Genomic DNA, 18,594 nt, shown 5'->3' with positions numbered 1-18,594 from the left:
GAGGGCGAGGTAACGGCGCATCGCCCGCAAACGCCCAGTCGCCGCCATCGGGCCCGCTAGCCGGCGTACGCGATCAATAGGCGCGGCCGACCAGCACGCGCTCGACGCACGGCTCACCGGTGAAGATGCATTGCCCCTCGGGATGCGTCTGTCCCATCGGCGCGTTGCGCAGCGTGAGCTTGAGTGCTTTCAAACGTTCCACCACCTTGTCGAGTGCGTCGCCGGTCGGGCGCGACCAGCGGACGTCGAGCCAGCCGGGTGCCTTGTTGCCTTCCGCGAAATGCGCCTCGACCTGCGACCAGTCGTCAACGGGCGTGATGTTCGCCTTGAGCCGTGCGTCGGCCTCGTCGAACAGCGACTGCTGGATATCGGCGAGCATTGCACCGACGCCCGCGACGAAATCGTCCTTCCCGGTGCCGACGCTGTCGAGCTTGCCGTCGGCGCGGTACAGCCGGTCGCGGCGGATCACCGAGACGTTGCCTGCGGCCATGTCGCGCCCGCCGACCTCGATCACGATCGGCGCGCCCTTCTTGACCCAGGACCAGCGCTTGTTGGTCGACTTGACCGCTTTCAGGTCGAGCAACGCGCGCGCCGGTTCGCCGAGCGCGGTCTGAGCGGCCAACGCCTGTTGCAGCGCCTTGCAATAGTCGACCAGCGCGGCGTCTTCGGGCGTGTCGCGCAGCATCGGCACGATCACCACCTGCCACGGCGCGACGCGCGGCGGCACGCGCAGGCCGTCGTCGTCGCCGTGCACCATGATGAGCCCGCCGATCATCCGCGTCGACACGCCCCAGCTCGTCGTGTTGGCGAGTTCGAGCTGCCCTTCGGCGTTCTGGAACCGGATGTTCTGTGCGGAGGCGAAATTGGTACCGAGGAAGTGCGACGTGCCGGCCTGCAGCGCCTTGCCGTCCTGCATCATCGCCTCGATCGAGTAGGTCGCGACTGCGCCCGGGAAGCGCTCATTCTCCGGCTTCTCGCCTGCGATCACCGGCAGCGCGACTGCGTTCTCGGCGAAGTCGCGGTAGACCTCGAGCATCTTGAGCGTCTCGTCGCGCGCCTCCTCAGCAGAGGCATGCGCGGTATGCCCCTCCTGCCACAGGAACTCGGCGGTGCGCAGGAACATGCGCGTGCGCATTTCCCAGCGCACCACATTGGCCCATTGGTTGATCAGCACCGGCAGGTCGCGCCACGACTGTACCCAGCGCGAGAAGGCCGCGCCGATCACCGTCTCGCTGGTCGGACGCACCACCAGCGGCTCCTCGAGCTTGGCGGCGGGATCGGGGACGAGCCCGCCCTTCCCGTCCGCGACCAGCCGGTGGTGCGTGACGACCGCCATCTCTTTCGCGAAGCCCTCGACGTGCTCGGCTTCCTTTTCGAAGTAGGACAGCGGGATGAACAGCGGGAAATAGCAATTCTCGTGCCCCGTCGCCTTGATCGCATCGTCGAGCAGGCGCTGCATCCGCTCCCAGATGCCGTACCCCCAGGGGCGGATCACCATGCAGCCGCGCACGCCCGATTCCTCGGCGAGGTCGGCCTCGCTAATCACGGTCTGGTACCATTGGGCGAAATCACCCTCGCGGGTGACGGAAAGCGCGTGCTTGATCATGATGCGGTTTGCACTAGCCGCGACCGCAGGCGCGATGGAAGCGAAACGTTTGCGCGTCAGCGCGTCTCGTACGGCTTGATCCCCGCACCCAGCCGGTTCTGCCCGATCGCCATCCGGTCGCCGCTCGCGTTGGCGACGAAGGCCGGGTTCTTGTCCTGTCCGGGCGCGAGCGAGGCGGTGTTGCCCTCGACCTGCAGGCCCGCCGCCGAGAATTTGTGCGCTTCCGCCGCGACGACGATGAAGCCGGTCCAATTCTCCTTGTGCGTGCCCTGCACGAACACGTTGTCCGCGATTCGCCCGGTCCCGCCCTCGGGCAGGTCAATCGCGTAATTGGTCTTGCGGCCCTGCGTGTCGTCGAAGCTGTTGTTGGTGATCGCGACGCGCGGCGCGCGGATCTTGACGTAATGCCCGCCGCGCCCGCGTTCGAACCGCGAATTGGTGATCGTCACGCTGCCGTGCGTCGCGAGATAGACCGAGTGCGCGCAGTCGGGCGTCTCGTCGCACTGGCCGAGCCCGGCGAAGGTCGAGTGATCGATGCGAATGCGCGTCGGCTGGTCGGTCGCGCCCAGGATGCCTTCCTGGCTGTCGAGGAACATGGAGTTGGTGACGGTTAGGTCACCCAGCTCGATGCGGATGCCCGCACCATTACCGTCCTCGACGCGCATTCCGCGGAACACGATACCGTCGACGGTCGACCCCTCACCGCGCAGCACCAGCGCCGCCTTGCCCTCGCACGTCGTGCCGTTGAAGATGACCGAGCCGGGCTGCTGCGCCTTGAAGGTGACGTGGCCTGCCTGCTGCACCGCGCAATCGTGATACGTGCCCGGCGCGATCAGCACCGTCACGTCGCGCCCGCGCACCGCCATCAACGCGTCGTCGAGCTTGGCAAACGACTGGCCCGTCTCCACGATCGTGTACGGACCGGTCCCTTGCGCGGCGGCGGGAAGCGACAGCGCGAGTGCGACGAGGGGCAGGAACTGACGCATGCATAACTCCTTGACGTCCGCTCGCCTTGCGCACGCGCGGATGAAGGATACCACCCGCAAAGAGGGTTAATGCGGCGGGCGGCGCCACGGCGCCGTTAAGCCGCGGCCGAAGCGTGCCAGAGCGGCACGTCCGACCGACGCCCCAGTCGATCACGTTTCGCCTTGCAACCCGCCTGCCCGCGCGCCATCACTTTTGTTATCTCGGCAAACAAGGGCGGTGGAGAGCGCGATGCAGAGCTACCTCAAACATTACATCAACGGCGCGTGGGTCGAAAGCGACGGCGGCACGGTCTATCAGGTAATCGACCCTGCGACCGAGCAGCCGTGCACCGAGATCACGCTCGGCACCCCCGCCGACGTCGACCGCGCGGTCGAGGCTGCGCGCACCGCGTTTGAGACCTGGTCGCAGACGAGCGTCGACGAGCGCAAGGCGGTGCTGACGCGTATTCTGGGTGAGTACAAGAAGCGGATCCCCGACCTCGCGCGTTCGATGGCGCAGGAGATGGGCGCGCCGATGGGGCTGGCGATGGCGGCGCAGGCGCCGACCGGCCTCGCGCATTTCGCCGCGACCTTGAAGGCACTCGACGAATTCGCGTTCGAGGAGGTGATCGGCAAAGCGAAGGTCGTCCACGAACCGCTGGGCGTCGTGGCGATGATCACGCCGTGGAACTGGCCGCTCAACCAGATCTGCGCCAAGGTTGCGCCCGCGCTTGCGGCGGGCGACACGATGATCCTGAAACCCAGCGAAGAGGCGCCGAGCTGCGCGGTGATCCTGGCCGAGATCATGGACGCGGCGGGGGTCCCCGCGGGCGTGTTCAACCTCGTCAACGGCGATGGTCCGGGCGTCGGCGCGGCGCTCAGCGCGCACAAGGGTGTCGACATGGTCAGCTTCACCGGCTCGACCCGCGCCGGCATCGCGGTCGCGCAGGCGGCGGCGGCGACGGTCAAGCGCGTGCATCAGGAATTGGGCGGAAAGGCCGCCAATCTGGTGCTGGAGGGCGCGGACCTGGGCAAGGTGTTGCCGCCGACCGTCGCTGGCGTGCTCGCCAACTCGGGCCAGAGCTGCATCGCGCCGACGCGCCTGCTCGTCCACCAAAGCCAGGTCGCCGAGGCGACCGCGATCGTCAAATCGATGATGGAACAGACCAAGGTCGGCAACCCGCTGGAGGAAGGCCAACACATCGGGCCGGTCGTCAACAAGGCACAGTATGAGAAGATACAGGGGCTGATCCAGTCGGCGATCGACGAGGGCGCGACGCTCGTCACCGGCGGGCCCGGCCGGCCCGACGGGCGCAATTCGGGCTTCTACGTTCAGCCCACGCTGTTCACCGACGTGACGCCCGACATGCGTATAGCGCGCGAGGAAACGTTCGGACCGGTGGCTACGATCACGACCTATAACGGGATCGACGAAGGCGTCAGGATCGCCAACGACACCGAATACGGCCTGTCGGCGACGATCTCGGGCGATCCGGCGGACGCGGCGAAGGTCGCCGCGAAGCTGCGCGCCGGGCTGGTCACGATCAACAGCTGGTCGCCCGACATCGCGGCACCGTTCGGCGGGTACAAGCAATCGGGCAACGGGCGCGAGAACGGCAAATACGGCCTGACCGACTTCATGGAAGTGAAAACGGTGGTCGGCGCGCCCGCCTGACCACGCGCGCGGCGCGGGGTTGCACGCGAGCCCGCGCCTGTCGCATGAGCCCTCCCGTAAAGGGGTGGACATGCAGCATTATCTCCTGCCCGCGCTCGCCGCATCGCTGGCGGCCGCGGGCAGCGCCGCCGCACAGACGGTGACGCTCGAACCGCTCGCCGAAGCGCGGCTACGCTACGAAGGGGTCGAGCAGGACGGCCTGCCGCGCCGCTCCGACGCGGTGACGCTGCGCGCGCGCGCCGGGGTTCAGGCGACGGCCGATCGCCTGTCCGCGCTGATCGAGAGCGAGGGGACGCTCGCGATTGGCACCAGCTATTTCGACGGGCTGGAGGGCGATACCGGCCGCCCCACGGTCGCTGACCCGCAGAACATCGAGTTCAACCGCGCGCAGCTCGCCTACGCGATCCCCGACCGCGCCACGGTGACGCTCGGGCGGCAATATCTGATCCTCGCCGACCAGCGCTTCGTCGGCGCGGCCAAGTTCCGGCAGAATGCGCAGACCTTCGACGCGGTGCGCACGCAGGCGACGCTCGCGCCCAAACTGACGATCGACGTGAGCTACGCGTGGAGCGTGCGCACCATCAACGGCGTCGATGGGCGCGGCGCGCGTCCGCGCTCGATCGGCGGCGACAATGTTTTCGCTTTGCTCGGTTATGGCTCGCCGATCGGGACACTGACCGGGTTCGCCTTTCTCGTCGACGCCGATGAGGCGGCCTATCAGGGCTATCGTCTGTCGAGCCAAACCTACGGCGTACGGCTGGCGGGAAAACGCGCGCTCGGTGATGGTTACGCGGTCGAGTACACGCTCAGCTACGCGCGCCAGAGCGACTATGCGCGCAACCCCAACGATTACGCCGCCGATTACTGGCTCGGCGAGGCGAAACTGTCCCGCAAGGGGATTGCCGCCACGATCGGCTATGAAGTGCTCGGCGCCGACGACGGCCGCGCGCTCACCAGCGTGCAGACCCCCTACGGCGCGGTGTTCGGGTTTCAGGGCTGGGCCGACAAGTTCACCACCACGCCGCCCGATGGCGTACGCGACGTCTACGCCGGGGTGGGCGCGCGCTGGCCGGAGGTGGGCCGCGCCCGCAGCGTCGAGCTATCGGCCTTCGTCCACCATTACGACAGCGACCGGCGCGTGCGAAGCTACGGCGACGAATTCAACCTGCTCGCCAGTGCGACGCTCGGCGGGGTGACGTGGTCGGCGCGCTATGCAGACTATATGGCCAATCGGTTCGGCGCGGATACGCGCAAGGTCTGGCTGACGGCCGATTGGGCGCTGTGACGCGTCACGCCCTGCCGCACGCGCGCACGACGATGCCGTCGAGCAGCGTCGTCGCGACATGGTCGGCGTAGCGGCGGCTCAGCGCTTCGTCGATTTCGCCGACGCCGAACGCCCAGCACAATGAATGCCGCGCGCTGAACAGATGCTCGCACGCGCCGAACAGCGTGAAATAGAACAGCATCGGATCGACGCGGCGGAAATGCCCCTCCGCCTCGCCTTGCGCCAGGATCGCGGCGTGCGCGTCGGCGATCGGGCGCGTGAAGCGTTCGGCGATGAAGCGCGCGCTGTCGGTGCCGCTCTCCGCGGTCATCGCCGCCACCAGCCGGCTGATATACGGGTGTTGCCAGTAGACGCGGATGATCTCGCGCACGTGCAGCCGCAATTTTTCCGCCGCGCTGCGATCCGATCGGACCAGTTCGTCCAGTTGCGGGAACACACCGCCCGCGTCGCGTTCCAGCAGCGCGCGGAACAGCCCCGGCTTACCGCCGAAGCGATAATGGATCAGCGCGGAATTGAGTCCGGATCGCTCGGCAATGTCGGCGAAGGTGATGTGAACCGAATTGCGCTCGGTCATCAGCGCGCTGGCGGCGTCGAGCAGCAGATCGGCCGAATTGCGCCGCCGTGCTGCGCGCGCGCCCGCTGCCGGCACACGTGACGACCCGCGCGACGGTTCACCCGCCGCCCCCCGATGGATGGGCATCCCCTGTTCTCGCCCTCACTGTCGGTGCCGTTGTGGCATCCTCTCCGAGCGTGAGGATAGCGCGATTCGGCGGCAGCGCAACGAGGATTATGCCCGATCCGGGCGGGCCTCAGCCGAAGGTCTTGATGATCCCCGAGAAATCGGTCGCACCCTCGCCCGCGCCCGCGAACGCTTCGTATAGTTCCTTCGCCCGCATCCCCATCGGCACCTCCGCCCCCGCATCCGCCGCGGCGGCCATGGCGAGCCGCAGGTCCTTCAGCATCAGCGCGGTCGCGAACCCGCCCTGATAGCCGCGATCGGCCGGGCTCTCGGGCCCGACGCCCGGCACCGGGCAGTATGAGGTCATCGACCAACTCTGCGCGGTCGACACGCTGCCGACGTCGTAGAACGCCTGCGGGTCGAGCCCGAGCTTCTCGGCGAGCGCGAACGCCTCGCACGTTGCGATCATCGTCGAGGCGAGGACGAGGTTGTTGCACATCTTGACCGCCTGCCCCGCCCCGCTCGCGCCGACGTGGAACACCGATTTCGCCATCGCGTCGAGGAACGGCTTCGCTTCCGCCATCGCCTTGTCGCTGCCGCCGACCATGAAGGTGAGCGTCCCCGCGTTCGCCGCCGCGATCCCGCCCGACACCGGCGCATCGACCGCGAGCAGCCCGCGTGCGGTCGCCGCCTCCGCCACGCGTCTGGCGGTCGCGACGTCGATCGTCGAGGAGTCGATCAGCACCGCCGACGGGGGTGCGGCGTCGAACACGCTCTCGCGATAGACCTGCTCGACATGGGTGCCCGCGGGCAGCATGGTGATGATCGCCTCCGCCCCTTCCGCGGCCTCGCGTGCGGACGCGACGGGCAGGCAGCCGGCCGCCTTCGCCTTGTCGAGCGCGTCTGACGACAGGTCGAAGGCATGAACATCATGTCCCGCCTTGGCGAGGTTCGCGGCCATCCCGCCGCCCATGTTGCCCAAACCGATGAAACCGACGCGTGCCATTATCTCGTCCTCTCCTGGACCCCTCGTGAGAGGGGAAAACCGCGAAGCGCCGGCGTGCCAGCCGGTCGCGGGTCGTGCCGGGTTAAAGGGGGGACCGAGCCGCAGGCCCGCGTGATCGCTATGCGATCACCTACCCCTCACCCAGCTTCGACTAGGCAGCGAGCTGCCAAGTCTGCGCAACCCTCTCCCCTTGCAGGGGCGAGGGCGAAGCATCACTTGCCCGACCAGTTGCCTGCGCGCTTCTCGACGAAGGCGCTCATGCCTTCCTTCTGGTCGGCGGTACCGAACAGGCCGTGGAACAGCCGCCGCTCGAACTGCACGCCCTGCGCGAGCCCAGTTTCGAACGCGGCGTTGACCATTTCCTTGTTGGCGATGACGGCGAGCGGCGCCATGCCTGCGATCGTTGCCGCGGTCTTGACCGCGTCCTCCACAAGATCGGCGGCCGGTACGATGCGGCTGACGAGGCCGGCGCGCTCGGCTTCGGCTGCGTCCATCATGCGCCCGGTTAGGCACATCTCCATCGCCTTCGCCTTGCCGACCGCGCGGGTCAGGCGCTGCGACCCGCCCATCCCGGGCGACACCGCCAACTTGATTTCGGGCTGACCGAACTTCGCGCTATCCGCTGCCAGGATGAAATCGCACATCATCGCGAGCTCGCACCCGCCGCCCAGCGCGTAGCCCGCAACCGCGGCGATGATGGGTTTACGCGTTTGCGTCAGCCGCTCGTACCCACCGAAGAAATTGCCGCCGTACATGTCGGCGAACCCTCGTGCCTGCATCTCCTTGATGTCGGCGCCGGCGGCGAACGCCTTCTCGCTGCCGGTCAGCACCGCGCAGCCCTGCGACGCGTCGGCGTCGAATGCGGCAAAGGCGGCGAGCAGGTCGGCGAGCACCTGGCTGTTGAGTGCGTTCAGCGCCTGCGGGCGGTTGAGCGTGACGAGCGTCACGCGCCCGCGCTGCTCAACCAGGATGGTTTCGTACTCGGCCATGTCGGAACTCCTCAGAATTAGTCGTGCGGCGTCCACGCCTCGTCTTGCGGAAGCGGTGCAAAGATCTGGTCGATCACGTGGTCGCTGACGCCTTCGGGCGTCGCCGGGTCCCACTTGGGCGCATTGTCCTTGTCGACGATCACCGCGCGCACGCCTTCCAGGAAGTCGTGCCGCTGAACGACGCGGCTGCCGACCGCATATTCCTGCCGCATCTCGTCGGCGAAGGTCGCCATGGTCGCGCCGTCCTTGAGCAGGCGCAGCGACACCTTCATCGTCTGCGGCGACTTGGTCCTGAGCGTCGCGAGCGTCGCTTGGGCGAAGTCGGACTGGTCGGCCTCCAGCGCGGCGAACACCTCCTCCAGCCGATCGGCGGCGAACAGGCGGTCGATCGCGTCGCGCTGCGCGAGGATGCGCGCCTCGGGTGCTGGAACCGCGAGCTCATCAAGCACCACCTGCGGCCCATCGACGATGCGCGCCTTCGCCTCATCGAGCGCACCCGCGTGCAGGTAGTGCGTCGCGAGGCCGAGCGCGTGGCACTCCGCACCGTCTAGCCGGTGCCCGGTCAACGCGAGATACTGGCCGATCCGCCCCGGCAAGCGCGACAGATACCAGCCGCCACCGACGTCGGGAAACAGTCCGATCCCCGTCTCGGGCATCGCCAGGCGCGTGTTCTCGGTCGCGACCCGGTAGCGGCACGGCTGCGAGATGCCGACGCCGCCGCCCATCGTGATCCCGTCCATGAACGCAACCACGTCCTTGGCGTAGGTGAACAGCCGGTGGTTCATGCGATATTCGGTAAAGAAGAACTGCCGCGCCTCCGCGCCGTCCTTCGCCCCGCTCTCGGCGAGCATGCGGATGTCGCCACCCGCACAGAAGCCGCGCCCTTCCGCATGGTCGATCGTCACGACGCGCACGTCCGCGTCGACGCGCCATTGTTCGAGCGCGGCGAGCACGCCCTCGCACATCGCGGTGTTGAGCGCGTGGATCGCCTTCGGCCGGTTCAGCCGGATGCGCCCGACCGCGCCGGCGGTGTCGACGATCAGGTCGTCGGTCACGCCCCCGCTTGTGTCCTTGCTCATGCCCTCGCTCACTGGCGCACCAGATCGCGCCCGACGATCATCCGCATCACCTGATTGGTGCCCTCCAGGATCGAGTGAACGCGGAGATCGCGCCAGAAGCGCTCGATCGGATAATCGCGCAGATAGCCGTAGCCACCGTGCAATTGCAGCGCGCGGTCGACGATCGAGGAGCCGTTATCGGTCGCGAGCCGCTTCGCCATCGCGGAAAAGCGCGACTTGTCGGGTGCGTTCGCGGTCACCTTGGCGGCGGCGAGATACAGCAAAGCGCGCGACGCCTCCAGGTCGGTCGCCATGTCGGCGAGGGTAAATTGGGTGTTCTGAAAATCCGCGACCGGCTGCCCGAACTGCTGGCGCTCCTTGGTATAGCGGATCGATTCATCGAGGCAGCGCTGCGCACCGCCCAAGGAACACGCGCCGATGTTGAGCCGCCCGCCGTCGAGACCCGCCATCGCGATCTTGAAGCCCTCGCCCTCGCCACCGACCAGATTGGCGGCAGGCACGCGGCAATCCTCGAAGATCACCTGCGCGGTAGGTGACGCGTTCCACCCCAGCTTCTTCTCGGGTGCGCCGAACGACAGGCCGGGCGTACCCTTCTCGACCACGATCGCGCTAATGCCGCGGCTCTTCTCCTCGCCGGTGCGCACCATGCAGACGTAGATGTCGTTATATCCGGCGCCCGAGATGAACTGCTTGGTGCCGTTCAGCACGTAATGATCGCCGTCGCGCCGCGCGGTCGTTTTCAGCGCCGCCGCGTCCGAACCCGAACCCGGCTCGGTTAGGCAGTAGCTGGCGATCTTCTCCATCGTAACGAGCTGCGGCAGATAGCGCGCCTTGACGTCGTCCGAGCCGAAGCGGTCGATCATCCACGCCGCCATGTTGTGGATTGAGATGAACGCCGAGGTCGCAGGGCAGCCGTACGCCATCGCTTCCATCACCAGCGCCGCCTCCAGCCGGCCGAGCGCGATGCCACCCGAGGCCTCGCTGACGTAGATTGCGCCGAAGCCGAGCTCGCCCGCGGCCTTCCACACATCGACGGGGTAATGCGATTTCTCGTCCCATTCGGCGGCGAACGGCGTGATCCGGTCGGCGGTGAAGCGCTGTGCGAGTTCCTGGATCTCGCGCTGATCGGGGGTGAGGTCGAACTGGTTGGTATCGGTCATCGCTGGTCTATCATGCTTGAGGGTCGCGGGCGGCGAGCAGCCACGTGCGCGCCGCGGCAGGATCGAGGAAAACGCGCAGGCGCGGCGCGGCCATCGGGCGCTCCGCCTGCATCTTGCTGAGCTGGGTGGCGACGACCACCGCGGTGCTCCCGCGGTGCATCTGCGCGCCGCGTCGTGCGATCCGCTCGAACCCGGCGGCGACTTCCTTTGACTGGATGTCGAACGCGCGTGCGTCGTTCAACAGATCGAACTGCTCACCGCGCACGCGCAACCGCGTCACCTCCGCGAGCAGCCGGGCGGTGTAGGTCGCGAGCGTCGTCAACGACCAGAACCCCGACAGGCGCATGTGCAGGACGCGCGCGTCCGCCTCGAAGCGAAAGCTGTATGGAGCGTCCGTGCTCATCGCGACACGTGACGCAGCGGCGAGGATCGGGCTGGCCGAGGCATGAAGCACCCTTAGCACCGTTGGTACCGCATCGTCTGCCCCGGGTGCGCCGCATCACCCTGCTCGACCAGCAGCAGGTGCGTGCCGCCCTGTTCGAGCCTGAGCTGCATTGCGTGCGTCCAGCGTGCGTCATCGGCCTTGAACGAAAGCGTCGCCTCGACCTCGTTCGCGGACAGCTCGCGCAACGCATCAACACGCGCGCGCTGGCGAAAGAAGCGGAGCTGATCGGCGTCGATCGCGAGCCGGCCGCCCGCGTCGACATTGGCGAGCGCACAATCGCCCGGCGTCGCCCCCCAGTAACCCTGAAACGCCACCGGCAGCTTGCGTGCGCCCGCCGACGAAGGTGTCGCAGTCGCCACCGGCAGACCGTTGCGCGCGGCCGCCTGCGGCCCCTGTGCCGCGGCGGCGCGATCGATCTGCGCCTGCGCGCGCGCCTGGGCCGGATCGACGTGAACGGTGTTATAGTCCATGTCCGACCCGCGCGAGCAGGCCGTGAGCATCGCCGCCAGCATCGTCACGCTCAAGCCAACGCGCATCGCCCGTCTCACCCCATCATCGGAATGACGAACGCGTCCTGGATGCGGCTGGGTCCACCGTCCTCGCTGCCGCGCGGCAGCTCGCCCGACACGCCGAACCCGTCGGGCCAGCGCTGCGTCACGGTCTTTACCTTGGTCCAGAACTTGACGCCCTCCATGCCGTGCTGGTTGGTGTCGCCAAACGCCGAACGCTTCCACCCGCCGAAGGTGTGATAGGCGACGGGTACCGGAATCGGCACGTTGATGCCGACCATGCCGACGTTGACGCGCGCGGCGAACTCGCGCGCGGCGTGGCCGTTGCGGGTGAAGATCGCGACGCCGTTGCCGTACTGATGCTCGCTCGGCAACCGCACCGCTTCCTCGAACGTCGCCGCGCGAACGATCTGGAGCACGGGGCCGAAGATCTCCTCCTTGTACGCGCTCATGTCCGTGGTCACGCGGTCGAACAGCGTCGGACCGACGAAGAAGCCTTCCTCATGCCCCTGGAGCGTGAAGCCGCGGCCATCGACGACCAGCTCCGCGCCCTCGTCGACGCCGGTCTGGATCCAGTTCTCGACGCGCTGCTTGTGCGCGGCGTTGACGACCGGGCCGTAATGCGCCTCCGCGTCGGTCGACACGCCGACGCGGAGCGCCTCAATCGCGGGGATCAGCTTCTCGCGCAGGCGGTCAGCGGTCTGATCGCCGACCGGCACCACGACGGGCAGCGCCATGCAGCGCTCACCCGCCGAACCGAAGGCGGCGCCCGACAGATCGGCGACGACCTGATCGAGATCGGCGTCGGGCATGACGATGCCGTGGTTCTTCGCGCCACCCATCGCCTGGACGCGCTTCCCCGCCTCGACGCCGCGGCGATAGACGTAATGTGCGATGTCGGACGATCCGACGAAGCTGACCGCCGAAATCGCCGGATGATCGAGGATCGCGTCGACCATCTCCTTGTCGCCGTGGACGACCTGCAGGATGCCCTCGGGCAGCCCAGCCTCGCGGAACAGCTCGGCGAGCCGCACTGGCACCGAGGGATCGCGCTCGCTGGGTTTTAGGATAAAGGCGTTGCCGGTCGCGATCGCGACGCCCGACATCCACAGCGGAATCATCGCGGGGAAGTTGAACGGCGTGATGCCCGCGCCGATGCCGAGCGGCTGGCGCATCGAGTAGACGTCGATGCCCGGCCCAGCGCCCTGCGTATACTCGCCCTTCAGCACGTGCGGGATGCCGCAACAGAATTCGATCACCTCCAGCCCGCGCTGAATGTCGCCCTTGGCGTCGGCAATGACCTTGCCGTGCTCGGATGAGAGCGTGTGCGCCAGCTCGTCCATGTTCGCCTCGACCAGTTCCTTGAAGCGGAACATGACGCGCGCGCGGCGCTGCGGGTTGGTCGCGGCCCAGGCGGGCTGCGCGGCCTGCGCGGCGGCGATCGCGCGGTCGAGATCGGCCTGGGTGCCGAGCGTAACGCTGGCCTGCACACGGCCGGTGTTGGGGTCGTACACGTCCCCCGTGCGTCCCGCACCCGTGCCGCCCGAATGGCCGACGATATGGTGGTCGATGAACCGCATTGGCGCTCTCCTAATCTCTTGGTGCTGATCTGTTTACCGGCGTCTGCGCCTCATGCGCGTTGCAGGCAACCGGCAAATCTGCAACGTCCGCCTGCAATGATGCAGCCGGTACCCTGGGGCGATCTGCAAGACTTCCTCGCCATCGCGCGCGCCGGGCAGATCGCGCGTGCCGCGGCGCAGGTCGGGGTCGACGCGACCACGATCGGGCGGCGGCTGCGCCGGTTGGAGGCACGGCTGGGCGCTACCCTCTTCGAGCAGACGCGCGAGGGACAGGTGCTGACTGAGGCGGGCGAGCGGCTGCTCACACAGGTCGAGACGATGCAGCGCGCCGCGGAACGGATCGACGACCGGATCGGCGGGGCGGGCGACGGCGACCGCGAGACATTGTCGGGACTGCTGCGCGTCAGCGTCTCCGAAGGGTTCGGCACCTGGTTGGTCGCCGAACACCTCCGCGATTTTGCCGCACGGCATCCGGCGCTGACGATCGATCTGGTGGCGAGTTCGGGTTTCCTGTCGCCATCGAAGCGCGAGGCCGATGTCGCAGTGCTGCTCGACCGCCCGAACGCGGGGCCGGTGGTCGCAAGCAAGCTCGCCGATTATACGCTGCGCCTCTACGCCAGCCGCGGCTATCTCGACCGCCACGGCACGCCAACGCGCGACACGATCGCCGCCGACCACCGGCTTATCGGTTACATCCCCGACCTGCTCTACTCGCCCGAATTACGCTACCTGCGCGAGATCGACGCCGGGCTGTCCCCGGCGTTGCGCTCTTCGAGCATCAATGCGCAGGCGCGGCTGATCGCGAGTGGGGCGGGTCTGGGCGTGCTGCCGCACTTCATTGCCGGCCACGACCCCGCGCTCGTGCGCGTCATGCCCGAAGTCGAGATCACGCGCGCTTTCTGGCTCGTCACCCACCGCGACACGCGGCAGTTGCGGCGGGTGCGGGCGTTCCGGGCGTGGCTGGTCGAGCTGGTCACGCGTCACCGCACGCAATTGGTCGGCGACTGATCACCTGCGCGGATAGCGTTCCTGCAGCGCGCGCACGACGCCGTTGGTCCAGCCGAACCCGTCCTGCGTCGGATATTCGCCGCCGCCGCCCGCGCGGCTCTGCTCGACGTCGTATTTTTCCAGCAGCTTGCCCGAGGCGCGATATTCGCGCTCGACCGTCGCCACGAAGCGTCGCGCGATCGCCTGCGCCACGTCGTCGCGATCGTAGCGCGACAGTCCCTCGACCGCGATCCATTGCAGCGGCGCCCAGCCGTTGGGCTTGTCCCACTGCTGCCCCGTCGCGACCGTTGTTGTGCGCAGCCCGTTGGGCGCGAGCAGCAGTTCCTCGGTGGTCTCGCCGACGCGCGCGCCATGTTCCTTCGACGCCAGGCCGGTGAACAGCGGATAGAGTGTCGCTGCGGTCACGCCGCCGCGGACCACCTTGCGCGCGGTATCGTAATCGCCGTAGCGCCCGCCCGCCTCGTCCCACAGCCAGCGCTCGACCGCGTGGCGGCGGGTGACGGCGCGATCGGTGAAGGCCCGCGCGCAAGCGGTGTCGCCCGCATCGCCGCAGCCAGTCGCGATCGCCTGCTCCAGCCCGTAGAGCAGGCTGTTAAGGTCGACCGGCACGAGTCCTGTCGTGTCGATCGTCGCGAGCGTCTGACCGTCGGCGAGCCAGCGCGAGGAGAAATCCCAGCCGCTCTCCGCCCCCGCGCGCAAGCTCCGGTATACCTCCGCCACCGGCCGGCCGCTCGCGCGCGCGGTTTCCACATCCTCGCGGTACGATTCGTCGCGCGGGGTACTGCGCGCATCCCAGTAATGCTGGAGCGCCGCGCCGTCCGGCATCGTCGCCGTGCGCTCAGGCACGGTCCAATACGCCCATTCGCGCTTGAGCGCGGCGAGCCGGCGCGCCTTCACGGCCGTGTCGGTCGCGGGCGACAGCGCCATCATCGCGTAGAGGAACGGCGGCTGCGAGCGGCTGAGATAATAGCTGCGCGTCCCATTGGGCACATGGCCGTAGCGTTCGACCAGCGAGACGAAGTCATCGATCATGCTGTCGACGAGCGCGCCCTGCCCGTCAGCCTTCAGGCCCAGCATCGTGAAATAGCTGTCCCAGTAATACATCTCGCGAAAGCGCCCGCCCGGCACGACGTACGGCCGCGGCAGCGCGAGCGCGGACGAGCCCGCGACTGGGGCGAGCGGTGGACGGGTCAGCACCGGCCACAGCCGGCGGATATGCTCTTCCATTGTCACGCTCTTGCCGTCGGTTGCGAGCACCGGCGCTGCCCCCTCCCCTGGCACGTCGAAGTTCGCGAGCACGAACGCGCGTAAGGCGGCATCGTCCATCGGCCCACGTGCGCGCCAGTCCTGCATGATCGCCGCGGCCGCGCGCTTGGGCACCGCGTCGACGAAGGTTTTGCCGTCGGGGAAGATGCGCCGCATCTGCACCGCCGCGAACAGCTCGCCATACAGATCGGCAGGGGTCTGCACGCTGGCGGGATCGACCGCAGCTACTGGTGGATGCGCGGGTGCCGTCGCGCACGCGCCGAGCGCCGCCAGCAGCGCCACCGCCGCACCGTTGGAGAGAAGATGCGAGAGCGTGCGGAAACTGGTCATGCGGCTTCTCACCACAGATTGCGCCTTCGCGACAACCGCTTGTCGCGGTCGCGAGCGAGCCATAGACAGCGCGACAATCGTCTCAGGGGTCACCTCACACCATGCGCTTCGCCACCACCGCCGCCCTGCTACTCGCCTGTTCGAGTGCCGCCTTCAGCCAGGCGCTGCCGCCGCCGCAGCCGGTTGCGGGCGACAGCGCGGAGGACACAAGGCTCAAGCGGCTGTTCTACGACAGCGACGAGGCGAGCCTGAAGCGCAATCCGATCAACGCGATCTTCCGCGGCGACCTGCGCTATGCCGACCGGCTGGGCGATCCGCTGTCCGACGCGTCGATCGCCGCCGAGCGCGCCGCGAACGAGCAGGACCTGGCCGCGCTCAAGCGGATCGACCGCGCCAAGCTTACCCACGTCGACCAGATCGCGTACGACGTGTTCAAGTACCAGACCGAGGTCGCATTGCGCGGGCTCCAGCCCGACATCGTCGCGCTGACGATCGTTCGCCCGCTCGACCATTTCTACGGTTTCCAAGCGTTCTACCCCGACTTCGCCTCGGGCCAAGGCGCGGCACCGTTCAAGACGCTGGCGGATTACGAGAACAACCTGAAGCGCAACGCGCATTATGCGCGGATCATGGACGAGGCGATCGTCCGCTTTCGCCAGGGAATGAAGGCAGGGATCGTTCAGCCCAAGCTGGTCGTGCGCAACATGGTCGAGCAGTTCGACAATTTGCTCAGACAAGGCATCGAGGGGTCGACCTTCTACGGTCCGGTCAAGACTCTTCCCGCGGGCATCTCCCCCGCCGACCAAGCCCGCCTGCGCGCCGCCTATGCCGCGCAGATCCGCGACGTGATCGACCCCGCGCACCGGCGGATGCGCAACTTTCTCGAAACCGAATATCTGCCGGTCGCGCGCGACAGCGTCGGGCTGTCGGCGATGCCGGGCGGTGCGAAGTTGTACGATTATCTGATCGAGTCGAACACCACGCTGCCGCTCAAGGCAGAGGCGGTCCACCAGCTCGGCTTGCGCGAAGTCGCACGCATCCTGCGCGAGATGGAGACGCAGAAAGCAAAGGTCGGCTTCAAGGGTACGCTGCCTGAGTTCTTCACCTACCTGCGCACCGACAAGCGTTTCCAGCCGACTTCGGCGGAGCAGCTACGCCTCGGCTACGAGGCGATCGGCCGCCGCGTAGACGCCCGCGTGCGCGAGCAATTCTCGCTGATCCCCAAGACGAAGCTCGAAATCCGCCCCGTCCCCGCTTTTCGCGAGAAGACCGATGCCGGCGGCTCGTACAATGGCGGCACGCCCGATGGATCGCGGCCGGGCGTGTTCTACTACAACACGTACGACCTTCCCTCGCGTTACATGTGGGAGATGGAAACATTGTACCTGCACGAAGCGGTGCCGGGGCATCACTTCCAGATCAGCTTGGCGCAGGAGAATACCGCGCTCCCCGCGTTCATGCGCTTCGGCGGCAACACCGCTTATGCCGAGGGCTGGGGGCTCTACGCCGAGACGCTGTGGCCGGAACTCGGCATGGAGACCGACCCGTATCAGCGCATGGGCGGCTTGAACGACGAGATGCTGCGCGCGATGCGATTGGTGGTCGACACCGGCATCCACGCCAAGGGTTGGACGCGCGATCAGTCGATCGAGTACATGCTCGCCAACTCGCCGATGGCACGCACCGATGCGACCGCCGAGGTCGAGCGCTACATCGCGATCCCCGGCCAGGCGCTCGCCTACAAGCTCGGGCAACTCACGATCTCGCGACTGAAGGCGTCGAGCAAGGCGACGCTGGGCGCGCGCTTCGACCCGCGCGCCTTTCACGCGCAGGTGCTGGATACGGGCGCGCTGCCGATGCCGGTGCTCGAGCGCAAGATCGAGAACTGGGCTAAGGGCGCGAAGTAAGCAAATAGCCCTCTCCCATTGGGGAGAGGGCTTTTGCGCTCACCTCACTCCACGGTCTGCTCGATCACGCCGAAGATCGGATGGTGGCGATCGTCCTCGGCCCAGATCCGCACGGTATCGCCGCGCTTGAGGAAGGGCGTCGTCGCCTTGCCCGACGCGATCGTCTCGACCGTCCGCACCTCGGCGAGGCAGGAATAGCCCACCCCGCCTTGTGCGATCGGCTTGCCCGGCCCGCCGTCGGCATCGCGGTTCGAGACGGTACCGGAACCGACGATCGTCCCCGCGCCCAGCCGCCGCGTCTTTGCCGCGTGTGCGACCAGCGTACCAAAGTCGAACGTCATGTCCTCGCCTGCCTCGGCGCGGCCGAACGGCTCGCCGTTCAGGTCGACGCACAACCGCCGGTGGAGCTTGCCGTCTTTCCACCACTCCCCGAGCGTTTCCGGCGTCACGAACACCGGCGAGAAGGCGCTGGCGGGTTTCGACTGGAAGAAGCCGAACCCCTTGGCGAGCTCGCCCGGGATCAGGTTGCGTAAAGACACGTCGTTGGTCAGCCCGACGAGCCGGATCGCCGCGAGCGCTTCCTCGCGGCTGGCGCCCAGCGGCACGTCGCCCGTCACCACCACCACCTCGGCCTCGAGATCGCAGCCCCAGCTCTCGTCGGCGAGTGGGATCGCGTCACGCGGCCCCAGGAACCCATCCGATCCGCCCTGATACATCAGCGGATCGTGCCAGAACGTCTGGGGCATCTCCGCGCCGCGCGCCTGGCGCACCAGCGCCACGTGATTGACGTAGGCCGAGCCGTCCGCCCACTGATACGCGCGCGGCAGGGGCGAGGCGGCGTCATGCTCGTGGAACCGCTCGCGCGGGATCGTCTGATGCTCCAGGTCAGTTGCGAGCAGTTCGAGTTGCGGCGCGACCTGCTCCCAATGGTCGAGCGCAGCCTGCAGCGTCGGGCAGAGATGCTGCGCGTCGGCGTACCAGGCAAGGTCGTTCGACACGACGACGAGCTTGCCGTCCCGGCCGTGCTTGAGGCTGGCGAGTTTCATGTGATGGCTCTCCTTCGCCCTCGATCATAGGGACGGACCCCGGGCAAAGTCGAGCCGCG

The 18,594-nt window shown here is 67.7% G+C and carries 16 protein-coding genes; 4 read left to right on the top strand and 12 right to left on the bottom strand.

Annotation, left to right across the window (positions count from 1 at the left end; genetic code table 11):
• Positions 1–73 precede the first annotated feature (73 nt).
• Together proS and Q0579_RS04375 are read right to left on the bottom strand one after the other, a co-directional pair.
• Positions 74–1,606: a proline--tRNA ligase gene (gene proS, locus Q0579_RS04380; protein ID WP_298809500.1), complete on the bottom strand. Its 1,533-nt coding sequence runs from the start codon at positions 1,604–1,606 to the stop codon at positions 74–76.
• Positions 1,607–1,662: 56 nt separating this feature from the next.
• Positions 1,663–2,592 carry a right-handed parallel beta-helix repeat-containing protein gene (locus tag Q0579_RS04375; protein ID WP_298809498.1) on the bottom strand — a complete coding sequence of 310 codons (930 nt, stop codon included), beginning with the start codon at positions 2,590–2,592 and terminating at the stop codon, positions 1,663–1,665.
• A 229-nt stretch (positions 2,593–2,821) separates the two neighbouring features.
• Between Q0579_RS04375 and Q0579_RS04370 the strand changes: the two genes are divergently transcribed.
• Together Q0579_RS04370 and Q0579_RS04365 are read left to right on the top strand one after the other, a co-directional pair.
• The gene (locus Q0579_RS04370; RefSeq protein WP_298809496.1) at positions 2,822–4,246 is read left to right on the top strand and encodes an aldehyde dehydrogenase family protein; all 1,425 of its coding nucleotides are present in this window, start codon (positions 2,822–2,824) and stop codon (positions 4,244–4,246) included.
• Between the two features lie 70 nt (positions 4,247–4,316).
• On the top strand, positions 4,317–5,531 hold the full coding sequence (locus tag Q0579_RS04365) for a hypothetical protein (protein WP_298809494.1): 1,215 nt from the start codon (positions 4,317–4,319) through the stop codon (positions 5,529–5,531).
• Positions 5,532–5,535: 4 nt separating this feature from the next.
• Here Q0579_RS04365 and Q0579_RS04360 read toward each other — a convergent pair whose 3' ends face one another.
• The 8 genes from Q0579_RS04360 to Q0579_RS04325 all read right to left on the bottom strand — a co-directional run bounded on the left by Q0579_RS04360 (position 5,536) and on the right by Q0579_RS04325 (position 12,978).
• Positions 5,536–6,231: a TetR family transcriptional regulator gene (locus tag Q0579_RS04360; RefSeq protein WP_298809491.1), complete on the bottom strand. Its 696-nt coding sequence runs from the start codon at positions 6,229–6,231 to the stop codon at positions 5,536–5,538.
• 109 nt (positions 6,232–6,340) lie between these two features.
• A complete protein-coding gene (gene mmsB, locus Q0579_RS04355; RefSeq protein ID WP_298809488.1) occupies positions 6,341–7,216 on the bottom strand; it encodes a 3-hydroxyisobutyrate dehydrogenase in 876 nt (291 codons plus the stop codon).
• Between the two features lie 212 nt (positions 7,217–7,428).
• Positions 7,429–8,205 (bottom strand): enoyl-CoA hydratase, encoded by a 777-nt coding sequence (locus tag Q0579_RS04350; RefSeq protein ID WP_298809485.1) that lies wholly within the window; start codon positions 8,203–8,205, stop codon positions 7,429–7,431.
• A gap of 17 nt (positions 8,206–8,222) precedes the next feature.
• Positions 8,223–9,284: an enoyl-CoA hydratase/isomerase family protein gene (locus tag Q0579_RS04345; RefSeq protein ID WP_298809483.1), complete on the bottom strand. Its 1,062-nt coding sequence runs from the start codon at positions 9,282–9,284 to the stop codon at positions 8,223–8,225.
• A gap of 8 nt (positions 9,285–9,292) precedes the next feature.
• Positions 9,293–10,444, bottom strand: a complete 1,152-nt coding sequence (locus Q0579_RS04340; RefSeq protein ID WP_298809480.1) for an acyl-CoA dehydrogenase family protein — start codon at positions 10,442–10,444, stop codon at positions 9,293–9,295.
• A 10-nt stretch (positions 10,445–10,454) separates the two neighbouring features.
• The gene (locus Q0579_RS04335; RefSeq protein ID WP_298809477.1) at positions 10,455–10,847 is read right to left on the bottom strand and encodes a hypothetical protein; all 393 of its coding nucleotides are present in this window, start codon (positions 10,845–10,847) and stop codon (positions 10,455–10,457) included.
• A gap of 53 nt (positions 10,848–10,900) precedes the next feature.
• Positions 10,901–11,425, bottom strand: a complete 525-nt coding sequence (locus tag Q0579_RS04330; protein WP_298809475.1) for a hypothetical protein — start codon at positions 11,423–11,425, stop codon at positions 10,901–10,903.
• Between the two features lie 8 nt (positions 11,426–11,433).
• Positions 11,434–12,978 carry a CoA-acylating methylmalonate-semialdehyde dehydrogenase gene (locus Q0579_RS04325; protein WP_298809473.1) on the bottom strand — a complete coding sequence of 515 codons (1,545 nt, stop codon included), beginning with the start codon at positions 12,976–12,978 and terminating at the stop codon, positions 11,434–11,436.
• Positions 12,979–13,077: 99 nt separating this feature from the next.
• Here Q0579_RS04325 and Q0579_RS04320 point away from each other — a divergent pair, with 99 nt between their 5' ends.
• Positions 13,078–13,986, top strand: a complete 909-nt coding sequence (locus Q0579_RS04320; protein ID WP_298809471.1) for a LysR family transcriptional regulator — start codon at positions 13,078–13,080, stop codon at positions 13,984–13,986.
• Here the strand turns inward: Q0579_RS04320 and treF are convergent, their stop codons facing one another.
• Positions 13,987–15,582 (bottom strand): alpha,alpha-trehalase TreF, encoded by a 1,596-nt coding sequence (gene treF / locus Q0579_RS04315; protein ID WP_298809469.1) that lies wholly within the window; start codon positions 15,580–15,582, stop codon positions 13,987–13,989. It abuts the gene before it with no gap.
• Positions 15,583–15,683: 101 nt separating this feature from the next.
• On the opposite strand from treF, the gene Q0579_RS04310 reads away from it, so the two are divergent.
• Positions 15,684–17,489: a DUF885 family protein gene (locus Q0579_RS04310; protein ID WP_298809467.1), complete on the top strand. Its 1,806-nt coding sequence runs from the start codon at positions 15,684–15,686 to the stop codon at positions 17,487–17,489.
• A gap of 44 nt (positions 17,490–17,533) precedes the next feature.
• Here the strand turns inward: Q0579_RS04310 and Q0579_RS04305 are convergent, their stop codons facing one another.
• Positions 17,534–18,535, bottom strand: coding sequence for a fumarylacetoacetate hydrolase family protein (locus Q0579_RS04305; protein WP_298809466.1), 1,002 nt, complete (start codon positions 18,533–18,535; stop codon positions 17,534–17,536).
• Positions 18,536–18,594 lie beyond the last annotated feature (59 nt).

Source organism: uncultured Sphingomonas sp., assembly GCF_936927845.1.
Taxonomy (GTDB): Bacteria; Pseudomonadota; Alphaproteobacteria; order Sphingomonadales; family Sphingomonadaceae; genus Sphingomonas.
Note: the sequence above shows the minus strand (reverse complement) of the source record. Positions and strands in the feature narration are given on the sequence as shown.